Annotated in this window: 12 protein-coding genes; 3 read left to right on the top strand and 9 right to left on the bottom strand. The window is 64.8% G+C overall.

All coding sequences use genetic code 11. The features are described from left to right. Nucleotides 1-13 precede the first annotated feature (13 nt). Nucleotides 14-301, top strand: coding sequence for a WXG100 family type VII secretion target (locus tag CXR02_RS15710; protein WP_104062850.1), 288 nt, complete (start codon nucleotides 14-16; stop codon nucleotides 299-301). Between the two features lie 20 nt (nucleotides 302-321). On the opposite strand, the gene CXR02_RS15715 is transcribed toward CXR02_RS15710, so the two are convergent. From CXR02_RS15715 to CXR02_RS15740, 6 genes are all read right to left on the bottom strand, one after another. Next, nucleotides 322-1,380 carry a ribonuclease HI family protein gene (locus CXR02_RS15715; RefSeq protein ID WP_104062834.1) on the bottom strand — a complete coding sequence of 353 codons (1,059 nt, stop codon included), beginning with the start codon at nucleotides 1,378-1,380 and terminating at the stop codon, nucleotides 322-324. 203 nt (nucleotides 1,381-1,583) lie between these two features. Beyond that, nucleotides 1,584-3,212, bottom strand: coding sequence for a chaperonin GroEL (gene groL / locus CXR02_RS15720; RefSeq protein ID WP_058929984.1), 1,629 nt, complete (start codon nucleotides 3,210-3,212; stop codon nucleotides 1,584-1,586). 291 nt (nucleotides 3,213-3,503) lie between these two features. Beyond that, nucleotides 3,504-4,769 carry an ABC transporter substrate-binding protein gene (locus CXR02_RS15725; RefSeq protein ID WP_258061019.1) on the bottom strand — a complete coding sequence of 422 codons (1,266 nt, stop codon included), beginning with the start codon at nucleotides 4,767-4,769 and terminating at the stop codon, nucleotides 3,504-3,506. Between the two features lie 11 nt (nucleotides 4,770-4,780). Further along, on the bottom strand, nucleotides 4,781-4,987 hold the full coding sequence (locus CXR02_RS15730; protein WP_141139551.1) for a cold-shock protein: 207 nt from the start codon (nucleotides 4,985-4,987) through the stop codon (nucleotides 4,781-4,783). Nucleotides 4,988-5,145: 158 nt separating this feature from the next. After that, nucleotides 5,146-5,763, bottom strand: coding sequence for a LytR C-terminal domain-containing protein (locus CXR02_RS15735; RefSeq protein WP_104062837.1), 618 nt, complete (start codon nucleotides 5,761-5,763; stop codon nucleotides 5,146-5,148). A 51-nt stretch (nucleotides 5,764-5,814) separates the two neighbouring features. Next, a complete protein-coding gene (locus CXR02_RS15740) occupies nucleotides 5,815-6,144 on the bottom strand; it encodes a DUF3263 domain-containing protein (RefSeq protein WP_058929987.1) in 330 nt (109 codons plus the stop codon). A 133-nt stretch (nucleotides 6,145-6,277) separates the two neighbouring features. Here CXR02_RS15740 and CXR02_RS15745 point away from each other — a divergent pair, with 133 nt between their 5' ends. Continuing rightward, the gene (locus tag CXR02_RS15745; RefSeq protein ID WP_058929988.1) at nucleotides 6,278-7,048 is read left to right on the top strand and encodes a uracil-DNA glycosylase; all 771 of its coding nucleotides are present in this window, start codon (nucleotides 6,278-6,280) and stop codon (nucleotides 7,046-7,048) included. A 14-nt stretch (nucleotides 7,049-7,062) separates the two neighbouring features. Further along, complete coding sequence (locus CXR02_RS15750) at nucleotides 7,063-7,902, top strand: siderophore-interacting protein (protein WP_104062838.1); 840 nt, start codon at nucleotides 7,063-7,065, stop codon at nucleotides 7,900-7,902. Between the two features lie 36 nt (nucleotides 7,903-7,938). On the opposite strand, the gene CXR02_RS15755 is transcribed toward CXR02_RS15750, so the two are convergent. The 3 genes from CXR02_RS15755 to CXR02_RS15765 all read right to left on the bottom strand — a co-directional run bounded on the left by CXR02_RS15755 (nucleotide 7,939) and on the right by CXR02_RS15765 (nucleotide 11,957). After that, nucleotides 7,939-9,426, bottom strand: coding sequence for a threonine/serine exporter ThrE family protein (locus CXR02_RS15755; RefSeq protein ID WP_104062839.1), 1,488 nt, complete (start codon nucleotides 9,424-9,426; stop codon nucleotides 7,939-7,941). 39 nt (nucleotides 9,427-9,465) lie between these two features. Next, a complete protein-coding gene (locus CXR02_RS15760) occupies nucleotides 9,466-10,782 on the bottom strand; it encodes a peptidoglycan bridge formation glycyltransferase FemA/FemB family protein (protein ID WP_104062840.1) in 1,317 nt (438 codons plus the stop codon). A gap of 86 nt (nucleotides 10,783-10,868) precedes the next feature. After that, on the bottom strand, nucleotides 10,869-11,957 hold the full coding sequence (locus tag CXR02_RS15765) for a peptidoglycan bridge formation glycyltransferase FemA/FemB family protein (RefSeq protein WP_258061022.1): 1,089 nt from the start codon (nucleotides 11,955-11,957) through the stop codon (nucleotides 10,869-10,871). Nucleotides 11,958-12,281 lie beyond the last annotated feature (324 nt).

Below are 12,281 nucleotides of genomic sequence, written 5' to 3' on the forward strand. Positions count from 1 at the left end.
GAGGCAGCAAGCCATGAGCATCATTTCCGTCGACACCGAACTCCTTCAGCTGAAGTCGGCCACCGTCAAAGCAACCGTGGACCGGATCAGCGCGGACGTCCAGGCCATGAAGCGCGGCCTGGACGAACTGCAGTCCACCTGGCGGGGCTCGGCTGCCAACAACTTCCAGGCCCTGGTGACCGAGTGGACACTCACCCAGGGCAAGGTGGAGACATCCCTGGCATCCATCAACATGGCCCTGGCATCAGCAGCGTCCACCTACGCCCAGGCCGAGCAGGGCAACACGCAGCGCTTCAGCTGAGTCCGCGGCCGAAATGGCTTCTACGCCTCCGGCGTCCCCTGGCGGAATCGGAGCCGCCATCTGTTGCCGTCCAAGACCCACAGTGAGCTATGGAGAGCCGTGCCTGAGCGCGAGTAGCTTCGGCACGTCAGCAGGATCGCGCTGGTGCCGATGCGGTCCGCACCCAGGATCTCCAGTTCAGTGTGCTGCCCCGGTTCCTCTTCCAATGCCATCATCGTGGCGTCCCGGGTCCATACCCTGCCCGAGGTTCCAATCTCCATAAAGTCAGGGTGCAGGAGGACGCCGGTGCGGCCGATGTCGCCACGGATGTCGGGGCCCGACAACTCGCGTTCGAGGGCCTCGACGATCGCTTCGGGGCTCATCTCGGCCCCGGCGGACTCCGACGGAATGAAGGAGTCGCTCTCCAGCTCACTGAAGAGGTCCGGCTCCTCGTAGGGGCCTTGGTTGAAAAGGTCCTGGCTGTACGAGCCCTGACCGTCGGAGCCAGCACCGCCGGCTGTGGTGGCGGCCTGAAGGCTGGCTGCAGTGGCGGCGCCGGGGCTGGTCAGTGCGGCGCCTGCCCCAGGGCTGACGGCAACCCGGCTATCAGCTGCTGGGCCAACCGCTGCCGGGGCTCCCGCGAAGCCCGGGCCTGAACGCGCTGCCACACCCTGCTGGTATGCTGTGGCGGCTGCACGCGCGCGGACATCGGCTGCCTCATTGAGGTCGTGGCCTGCGTGGCCCTTGACCCATTCGAACGTGTATTTCCGGCCGGCGATTTCCCGGTCAAGTTCCTTGAGCAGCTCAACGTTCAGGACGGGTTTGCCGTCGGCCTTCCGCCAGCCCTTGCGTTTCCAGCCCGGCATCCACTTTGTGATGGAGTTGATCACGTACTGGCTGTCGCACAGGACCCTCAGGTCCTCCTCCGGGACGTGGGCGGTGGCACGGAACAGATCCAGGACGGCCATCAACTCGCCCTGGTTGTTGGTGCCGTGCGGCCATCCCCCGGCGCGCCAGCAGTCGTCGTTCACATACCAGGCCCAACCGGCCGGGCCGGGATTTCCTAGAGCCGAACCGTCGGCCGCTGCAGTAATTGTCACCTAACCATCCTGCCAGATTTCGGTGACAGGCCACGGCCACCGGCCCGCCCCAGATGCTCTATCAGTCCTGGTTGCCAACGGGCCTTCGAAGGGACCAAGAGTGATAGAGCAACGCATAGTCCCCGGGAGGCGTTAACACCGGCGGCGGCCCCCACCGTTTGGTGAGGACCGCCGTCGTGCGTCTTACTTGGGGGAAATGGGGACTAGAAGCCGCCCATGCCGCCCATGTCGTCGCCGCCACCCATGGCCGGAGCGTTCTTCTCCGGCTTGTCGGCCACAACGGCCTCGGTGGTGAGGAACAGACCGGCAATGGAAGCCGCGTTCTGCAGGGCAGAGCGGGTTACCTTGACGGGGTCGTTGATGCCGGCAGCCAGCAGGTCGACGTATTCGCCGGTTGCTGCGTTCAGGCCGTGGCCTGCAGGCAGGCCGCGGACCTTGTCGACAACGACGCCAGGCTCGAGGCCGGCGTTGAAGGCGATCTGCTTCAGCGGGGCGTCGATGGCAACGCGGACGATGTTCGCACCCGTTGCTTCGTCACCGGTCAGGTTCAGGTTCGCGAACGCCTTGGCGCCGGCCTGGATCAGCGCAACGCCGCCACCGGCGACGATGCCTTCTTCAACAGCAGCCTTCGCGTTGCGGACAGCGTCCTCAATGCGGTGCTTGCGTTCCTTGAGCTCAACCTCGGTTGCGGCACCGGCCTTGATGACTGCAACGCCGCCGGCCAGCTTGGCCAGGCGTTCCTGCAGCTTCTCGCGGTCGTAGTCCGAATCGGAGTTTTCGATCTCGGCACGGATCTGGGAAACGCGGCCAGCGATCTGGTCGGCGTCGCCGGCACCTTCCACGATGGTGGTCTCGTCCTTGGTGACAACAACCTTGCGGGCGCGTCCCAGGAGTTCCAGTCCGGCGGTCTCCAGCTTGAGTCCGACTTCCTCGGCGATGACCTGGCCACCGGTGAGTACAGCGATGTCGGCCAGCTGGGCCTTGCGGCGGTCACCGAAGCCCGGAGCCTTGACGGCAACGGACTTGAAAGTGCCACGGATCTTGTTGACGATCAGGGTGGCCAGGGCCTCGCCCTCGATGTCCTCGGCAATGATCAGCAGCGGCTTGTTGGACTGCATGACCTTTTCCAGGACAGCAACCAGTTCCTTGACGTTGGAGATCTTGGAGTTGACGATCAGGATGTACGGGTCCTCAAGGACCGTTTCCTGGCGCTCGGTATCGGTAACGAAGTAAGCGGAGATGTAACCCTTGTCGAAGCGCATGCCTTCGGTGAGCTCGAGCTCCAGGCCGAAGGTGTTGGACTCCTCGACGGTGATGACGCCTTCTTTGCCCACCTTGTCCAGGGCTTCAGCGATCAGGGCGCCAATTTCGTCGTCACCGGCGGAGATGGAGGCAGTAGCCGCAATCTCTTCCTTGGTTTCGATTTCCTTGGCAGAGGCCAGCAGCTCAACCGTGACGGCCGCTACGGCCTTCTCGATACCGCGCTTGAGGGACAGCGGGTCAGCGCCGGCCGCGACGTTGCGCAAGCCTTCCTTGACCAGGGCCTGCGCGAGCACGGTAGCCGTGGTGGTGCCGTCGCCAGCGACGTCGTCCGTCTTCTTGGCAACTTCCTTGACCAGCTCGGCGCCGATCTTTTCGTAAGGGTCGTCCAGCTCGATCTCCTTGGCGATGGAAACACCATCGTTGGTGATCGTGGGGGCGCCCCACTTCTTTTCGAGGACGACGTTGCGTCCACGCGGGCCGAGGGTGACCTTGACGGCGTCGGCGAGGATGTTCAGGCCCCGCTCAAGACCGCGGCGTGCCTCTTCATCAAATGCAATGATCTTGGCCATAACGGCAGTAGTCCTTTCGGGACAGTCGTTAAGAATGAACCTCACTGCAGTGCCCGCGACGGACGATCCTTCACCGGCGGCCTCTGTATGCCGCGGCTGGGGATCTCACTCCAGCTAGGTATTTCTCTCGCTCCACGACCGCCGCCAAGCCTCGATGCCGGACAAACCGGACGTTGCTTTAGCAGTCGGTACGTAGGAGTGCTAACTCAATAATTAGCACTCCCTAGGTGAGAGTGCAAGCGAAAGGTCCCCCAAATCGCCCTGTCAGGGCGGCCCGTTCGCCATCGGCGATCAGCCTGCGGCCCGGCCTGCCGCCTCATGGCCGCTGAGAACTGCCCTGTTGTCTGCGCCGTAGGTGAAAACCATGTAGTTGGCCGTGGTGATGTCACCGTTGGCGTCGAAGGCAACTGGCCCCGATTCGCCGTCGTAATTAATGCCTGCCCCGGTCTTCAGGACCGCGAGGCAGTCGGTGTAGGACAGGCACGGCTTGGTGGCCGGGCCCGAGGCCTGCGCGGCGGCCTGCCCGCCTGCTGTCCCGCCGGAGACGGCGATCAGGTTGGCGGCGATGGAGCGGCCGGCATCGTCGTCAGCCTTCGCTGCCGCCAGGACCGCCAGGTTCACGGCGTCGTAGGTCTCCGCGGCGAACGAAAGGTCTTTCAGGGCAGGGTTGACCGACACAAGACGGGCTTGGAAGTCCGCAGACGGCAACAGGCCCGGCACCACTGCACGCGCGCCGTCGAGCGCCTTGGATCCAAGTCCCGAACCGTACTGGGCGAAGGCGCCGTCGCTCAGGATGATGCTCTTGCCCGAAAGGCCCGCGTTATTGAGCTCGGCGATGGCGCCCTGGGCGTCGTCCCTGGCGATCAGCACTACAGCGTCAGGAGTGGCGGCCTTGGCAGCAGCTGCGGCGTTCCCGGCGTCGCCGGGCTTGAAGGCGGTGTTTGAGACAGTTTCCAGGCCGGCGTTCTTGGCGGCGCCGGTCACCGCGGCAGCTACGTCCCTTCCGTAGCTAGAGTCCTGGTGGACCACGGCAAGGCTCTTGGCGCCGCCGTCCTTGGCCAGCTTCACCAGCACCGATGCCTGGGCAACGTCCGCCGCGGCGGTCCTGAAGTAATAGCCGCCGCTCTTGTAGCGGGACAGGCGGGCAGCGGAGTTTGCAGGCGAGACTAGCGGGACCCGGGCAGCCGAGAGGACGTCGATGGCAGCGGCGGCGTGACTCGAATCCGTGGGTCCAATGACCGCGTCAACCTTGGCTGAGGCCAGATTCCTGGCCTGGGCGCCGGCGCCATCACCGGCGCCCACCACCAGATCCACAGGCCTGCCCTTGTGGCCGCCGGCCGCATTGATTTCCTTGATTGCCAGTTGGGCCGCCGCGAGCTGCGAGTCGTTGAGGAAGGCCTGCTTCCCTGTGCTGTCCTGGATCAGCCCGATCCGCAGCGTGCCGTCACCGGATGCTTCAGCGGATTCAACGCGGGCGCCGCCGCCGGCTCCGGCACAGCCGGCCAGTGCCAGCAGGAGGGCCGCCCCTGTGATTGTGCGGACGATTGTTGAACGCAAGCTGCGGTAGATCACTGCGCGGGCCGGACGTTTTCTGCCTGCGGGCCCTTCTCGCCTTCACCGACTTCAAGCTCCACGCGCTGTCCCTCATCCAGGGCCCGGTAACCTTCGCCCTCAATGGCCGACCAGTGCACAAAGACATCGTCCCCGGAGCCGTCCACCGTAATAAAGCCGTAGCCCTTTTCGGCGTTGAACCACTTAACCGTTCCCAATGCCATGATGTTCACTCTTTTCCGTCGTGCCGTCGGTCCCCGTCGGAAGTGTGCCGCTTGTTACGGACCGAAGCCTGAAATCACTCTAGCGACAAGCCATCCGGCGGGCCGAACCACACGGCCGCTCCGGGGCCCAAAAGTTACTCAGGCGTGACCGCGAGACGCTACTGGTAGCCCGGCCCCAGGACAACAACCAACGGCACCTGGAAGTCCTGGCTCTCCACCAGAGTAGGGATGTTCAGGAGTTCGGAGAGTGCTTCGGCGTTGGCCTTCTGCGCCGGTCCTGAATAGAAGATTGCGGATGTCTGCTGCGGAGCGCCGCCCCAGTTCCCCACCTGACCCAGCGTCCAGCCATCGGCCTGGACCATAGAGCTGATGCGTCCGGCGAGCCCGGCCTTACCGGCGGCGTTGTAGATGGCCACGCCCTGGGTCTTGTCCAGCACAACCGCGGAGGGAATGTTACTGGGCGAAGCGCCGGGCTCGGCGTCAGGGCTATTAGAGGGCTTCGGGTCCGTGGAGGCTTCAGCGGTGGCCGACGGTGCCGCGCTTGCCTCGGGGGCCGCGGCCGATTCCAGGCTGGTGGAGGCATCACTGCCGGCCTGGGTGAACCCGAGCTTGGGAAGGATCAGGAAGGACACCACTCCAATGGCCAATGCCACAATCCCCACCGCGAGGATGGGCCACAGCTTGCGGCGGGCAGGCGCCGAGGCCGCACGGTGGACGCCTTGCCGTGAGGCGGACTCCGGAACCTTGTCGAATTCATCCCGAGCGTATTTGGTCATGATGGGGAGACGTCCTTGTTGATTGCTGCTGATGGCTCAGCACGAGCGTGGTCAGGCGTCGGAACCCAGGCGTCGTGCAGTGCGTGCCCGGTGACGCGACGTACGTAGTCTACGCAATCTCTTGACCAGCATGGGGTCGTGGGCCAGTGCAGCCTCGGTGTCGATGAGGGCGTTGAGCAGCTGGTAGTAGTGCGTTGCGGACAGATCGAACAGCTCCCTGATGGCCTGTTCCTTGGCCCCGGCGTACTTCCACCACTGCCGCTCGAGTGCCAGCATCTGCTGGTCGCGCTCGCTCAACGGGGAGTCACGGAGGGTAAAGTCAGCCAGCAAAGAACCGCGCTCCTCCGGCTCCGGCATATGTTCCCGAGCAGGTTCCGCCACGGCACACCCCTTCGCTGGTCTCGCTGAATCACCGGTCAAGTTACAAAATCTCCTCCCCATGCTACGGCGTGAATAACACTGTTGTCATTTGCGCCCCGGCCGGAGCGTCCGGCAACCCTGCGAGAATGGGAGCGTGTTTGAATCTGACGCGCTGTTCGAACTGACGGCGGACCCGGCGGAGGCCGTTGGCTTTGCCGAGATGGCCGCCTTGCCGCTCAGTGAGCTGATGGCTGCCGACTGGGCGGAGGCGCTGGGCCCCGTAGAGAGTGAGCTGCGCGGCGTCCTGGGCTTCCTGGCCGCCGAAGTTGCCGCGGGGCACCGGGTGCTGCCGGCGCCGTCGAACGTTCTGCGCGCCTTCCGGCAGCCGCTGGCCGGCGTGAAGGTCCTCGTAGTGGGCCAGGACCCCTACCCGACGCCGGGCCACGCGATCGGCCTGTCCTTTGCCGTTGACGGGCGGACCCGCCCCATCCCGCGGAGCCTGGCGAATATCTACCGTGAGCTGGAGTCCGACCTCGGCCTTCCGGCGCGCGTCCACGGCGACCTGTCCGCCTGGGCCAGCCAGGGGGTCCTGCTGCTTAACCGGGTCATGAGCGTCCGCGCCGGGGCAGCCGGCTCCCACCGGGGCAAAGGCTGGGAGGCCATCACGACGGCGGCAGTCACCGCGGTGGCCAGCCGGCGCACTTCCGACGGCGGGCCGTCGCCGCTGGTGGCGGTGCTGTGGGGCAAGGACGCGGAGAGCGTCCGGCCCCTCCTGCCCGGGGCGGCGGTCGTGTCCAGCGCCCACCCCAGCCCGTTGTCGGCGTCGCGCGGATTCTTCGGCTCCCGGCCCTTCAGCACCATCAACCAACTGCTGCAGGACCAGGGATGCCCTGGCGTAACCTGGGAACTCCCTCCGGTCCCTTAGCTTAGGGTTACCTTATGAGCACAGTTCCGGCTGCCACCAGCGCCACAAAGAATACACGTCCGCAGATCGATCTCACGGTCATCCGACGGGAAGAACTCTCGCCCCACATGGTCAGGATCGTGGCCGGCGGCAAGGGTTTTGCCGCCTACGTGAACAACAGCTTCGTGGACCGCTACGTCAAAATCGTCTTCCCGCAGCCCGGCGTTGACTATGCCCAGCCCCTGGACCTGTGGACCATCCGCGAAACCATGCCCCGCGAGCAGTGGCCCTTCACCCGCACCTACACGGTCCGCTGGGTGGACACCGAGGCCCAGGAACTCGCCATCGACTTTGTGATCCACGGCGACGAAGGGCTGGCCGGACCATGGGCGGCTGCCGCCAAGCCGGGGGACGCCTTCACCTTCACCGGCCCGGGCGGCGCCTATAACCCGGCGCCTGGCGCTGACTGGTATCTCTTTGCCGGCGATGAAGCAGCACTTCCTGCGATCGCCGCCGCCATCGAATCGTTGCCGGCTGAAGCGGCCGGCCTGGCGTTTATCGAGGTGGACAGCGACGCCAACATCCAGCCCCTTGCGTCCCCGGCGGGCGTTAAGGTGACCTGGCTACGCCGCCAGGGCGCGCCGGCCGGCGCCGGGGACCTCCTCGTCTCAGCGGTGGCCGACGCCGAATGGCCCACTGGCCGCGTTGACGTTTTTGCCCATGGCGAGCGCGGCTACATGAAGCGGCTGCGGGACGTGTTTTTCGTCCAGCGCGGCCTGGAACGGAGCCAGGTTTCGCTGTCCGGCTACTGGGCCCAGGGCCGCGTGGAGGACGACTTCCAGGCCGAGAAGAAACTGCCCGTGGGGAAGATCTAAGCAGGGCAAATCTGAGCAGGGAGATCTGAGCTGTACCTAGCGCCGCCGGGCGCGGCGGCGTTCGTTGCTGGCTAGGCTGCGTGTCAACGGCCGGGCCAGGGTGTCGCCGAGGACAATGCCGGCGGCTGTTCCCAGGACGATCGCGCCGGCGTTGAGCATGCCGCCAGCTCCCAGCAGGACTTCGGATTCCTCGATGGTCAGCACATACATCGAGCGGAAGATGGTCAGTCCAGGAAGCAGGATCAGGGCCGCCGGGACGGCCACCACCAGCTGGGGAGCACCCATTTTCAGCGCCACCACCCGCGCCAATAGTCCAATCACAACGGCCGCGACCGCCGGGGAGAACCGGTCACCGACGCCCAGGGAAGCAGCGCCAAGCAGGACAAAATAACCCACCACGCCCACGGCTGCGGTGGGCAGCAGCAGTTCCCACGAGGTCTGCTCCGTCACGCCGATGGCCATCACTGCCACGGCGATAAGGATCACCAGGACCCAGAGGTCGTAGGCAGGCGGGAACGTCTCCGTGACACTGATCGGCTGCATCCCGGTCATCGAACCCATCACAAAGGCCACCGCGATCCCGGCCACAATCGCGCCGAACGTCAGCAGGGTGGACAGGAACCGGCCCGCGGCGGTCACGGGGAACCCGTTGATGGCGTCCTGGACCGACGAGACGAGGCGTCCGGTGGGCAGGAGCAGGAGGATGCCGCCCACCACCACAATCGCCGGTGCGTTAGTGAGCTCAAAGCGCCACAGCAGCAACGCGGTGAGCGTAACACCGAAGGAGCATGCCGCCGTCGTGAAGAAGTCCGGAACCCTCCACCGGCCCAACTGGCGGGCGAGCAGGCTGACGCCGATGTTGGCAACAAAGGCGATGCCCGAGGAGACCGGACCTCCGCCGAGTACGCCCACAAAGACTGCGGCGAACACGCCGAAGGCAACAGTGACCATCCAGCGTGGAAACGGTTTGGGGCTGGTGATGGCCTCGTCCAGCCTGCGGATGGCTTCATCGCGGCCCACTCCCCCGGCCACGATGTCCGTCACCAGCCGGTGTACTTTGGCCAGCCCGGCATAGTTGTTTGTCCATGACCGCACCACGCGAAGCAGCGCGATGGGCGTCTGGTCCTTGGGCGCATAGTTAATGGCCACCGACTGGTTGGTGATGTCCACTTCGATGTTTTTCAGCCCCAGCGCCGCGGTGACGGCAATAATGCTCGTCTCCACTTCCAGGGCGCCGGCCCCGTACCGGAACATGGTCTCGGCCAGGTGCAGGGAAAAGTCCAGGGTCTTGCGTGCGGACGTGTCCACGCCTCCCACCTGGATCATGGGGTTGGCGTAGGGGCTTCCGGCGAGCCTGTCCACAATGCTCAGTGGCGCCGTCGGCGGGTTCTCCCCCCGCACCAGGCGCCGCAGCATCCGCTTGGCCGCGGCATCCTGGCGGAGCTGGGAGGGGGTGAGCGGCTCTGTGTTGGGCAGGCCGTCGGTGGGAGGCCTGCGCCTTGGGTTTTCAGGTCGATCGTTCACCTTGGTGCTCCTCCCTTTCTGGCAGTTCGTGGATTGGTGCTAGGCCTGGCGTTTCAGTGGAAGTTTGCCCAGCAGCGTGCGGGCCGCGGCGATGGCCGCGCGGACCACGCGGTTGGCCTGGAAGGCTACCGGCCGCACGGGCATCACGAAGTCACCCAGCAGCTGGACCACATCGCCGCCGAAGCCCTTCTTGAACTCGTAGCCGCCGTGGCCTTCTTCATCCTGACCCTGGATGCCGAAGGTGCCGTAGAAGTTGTAGCGCGAGTAGCCCTTGTCCAGCCCGTGCAGCATCATTCCCCAGTACAGGGACGTGGCGCCGTTGAAGTAGATGTAGTCCTGCTTGGTGCCGCCGATAACGCAGACCACCTCGTCGCCGAAGCAGACGAAGTGGATGGCGGCCACTGTAGCCACACCCACCGAGTCCGGGAACCGCTCGATGTCCTTGAGGCTGCGCTCGTAGCTGTCCACGAGGTCCTGGACAACTTTGAGCCGGTTGGCTTTCTTTTTGCTGCCGGTCTCTTCGACTTCACGGCGGAGTTCGGCTGCGGACCCGGATTCCGCTTCCAGGCGTTCGGTGATGGACTTCCGGTACGCGGGGATGTCGATCTTGGCCATCATAAGTTTGGTGAACTCGGCCGAGGTGGTCCGCAGGAGCTGTTCGTAGTATTCGCGTTCGCGGTAGAAGAAACCCTTCTCGTCCCCGGCTGTGCTCAGCGCGTCGTAGAACTCGTCAAGGGTCTCCAACGTGGCCTGCTCCAGGAACACACCGTTCTTTTCAGCCTTCCGGATGGCCTTCCGTGTCCGGTAGCTGGTACCCATGATGAGTTCCTCGGCGTCCGCGATGCCGTCGAGCTGCTTGATGAACATCCAGTTCACGTTGGCGAAGTTCATGTCGGAGCCCTGGTGTTCAAAACCAAGGCCCGACAGTTCCGCCACGAGCGGCCTGTTGTCCACGATCTCGGGGTGTTCGGCGCCGTCGGCATCGCGGGCGATGTACGTCAGGTTCGGGGAAATCCGGAGTTCGGCGGCCTTGCGTTCCGTGGCGCGTTCCTTGAGGAGTCCGACGACGTCACGCACCAGTGCGGCGTCCGTGTAGTCCAGGAGGGGTCCCTTGGCGCACTCGCACACCTTGTAGCCCCAGCGGTTGGTGGTGAAGTTCAGTTTCCCGGCGGCGACCAGGTCGCCGTCGCGCCTTACACCGAACAGCTCCACTGACTGACCGCGGGCGCGCTGGAAACGGGTGAAGTCAGCGGACTGGATGAAGTTGTTTTGCGGATGCTTGAGGGAGAAGGACTCAAACTCGGCATCGCTGAGGACGCTGAGCTCGAGTCCGGCTCCGGCCTTGGTTGGATTCACGGAAATAACCTCATCTATGGCTGGGCTGCCGACTGGGGCAGGCGCTGGCCTTCGTGGTGTGGATGGTGAGAGTGGCTGGTGGGCGGTCAGTAGAACTGCTGGCCGGTGCGTGCGGTTTCAAGCCGGCGGAAGACCCGTTCCGCGCCCTTGACCCACAGGGTGTGCCTGACGGGCGACAGCACGTAGTCGTGGCAGCCGACGAAGTCAGTCACCGTCTTGGTGAAGCTCGTTTTGAACATGCCCATGCCGTACAGGTGGTGGGTCTTGTCCTTGATCAGGCCAGAGGGCGGCGTGCCGCAGAAGTCGTACTCGGTGCAGCCGAGTTCCTGCATTCTTCGGATGGCCTGCCACTGGACCAGGTGCGAATCGCCGTACTGCTTCCTGTTCTGGGTGGAGCCGCCGTCCTTGTAGGTTGCCTTGGATCCGTAGTTGATCACAAAGGCGCCCACACTGGGTTTGCCGTCTTCGTAAACGAAGAAGAAGCTGCCCTGTCCGCGCGTGCAGAATTCGTCCCAGAACTGGGTGTAGTACTCGAGGCTGCGCAACGGCATGGAACCCTTGGCGTTCACCGTGTCTGCCATCAGGTCATACAGCGCCCGGTACGTTTCCGGGCCTGGCTCCTGCTGCACCACGGTGCAGCCTTCGCGTTCTGCCCGGCGGATCGCGTTGCGGGCGCGGGAGGAGATGGACCGAAACACCTGGTTCTCCGGTGCCGCGATGTCCAGGAGCGCCGTGGAGTCATTGGACTGGATGTTCGGGGCCTTCACCAGGCCGGCGGCGGCGAACTGTGCCCGGGCTTCCGGGGTGGACACGATGTCCGGTTCAATCTTGATGGCGAAGACATTGAGCTTCCGGCTCCGGGCGAATGCAGCGCACGCGTCCAAGACCGGCTTCAGGTCCTCGACGGCACCCAGGTCAGGACCTTTGATCAGGTACCACAGGCGGCCCAGCACCGGGAATTTCTTCTCCAGCACCAGGTTGTAGCTGGCGGTCCCGGCAGACTCCAGGACCAGGAAGCGGGCGGTCCAGCCGCTGCCGTTTTTCACGGACGCGTAGGCAGCGGACTGCAGCATGTTGCCGCCGTTCGGGTTGGCCGTGACGTGCTTGTCCCAGTTCTCAATTTCCTCCGCTGTGGCAAAGCGGGCGGTGAATTCTCGCAAGGGGGCCGTGTCCAATCTCAGGGGTTTGTGCGCGGTTCTGTACTCGTAGTTACGTGCGGACATGTAGCCACAAGTCTAAAGCCTGATCGGGTGGGGGCGGCAGGTCCCCGGCATCCTCTGAATGCTCTGGGCCCACACCGGCAGGGTTCCCTGGCCGAGCTTGCGAGGCTAGGGAGCCGGTGGGGAGCAGCACGCGTGTAAACTCCGGTCTGCCGGACCCGGACTCTCTGCGCCTGCTTCCTAGTCTTCGAACTCGGACAGCGGCGGGCAGGAGCAGATCAGGTTGCGGTCTCCGCCGGCGCCGTCGATGCGGCCGACGGGCGGGAAGTACTTGTCCTG

Origin of the sequence: Arthrobacter sp. 4R501 (assembly GCF_002929755.1) — a bacterium.
Lineage (GTDB): Bacteria > Actinomycetota > Actinomycetes > Actinomycetales > Micrococcaceae > Arthrobacter.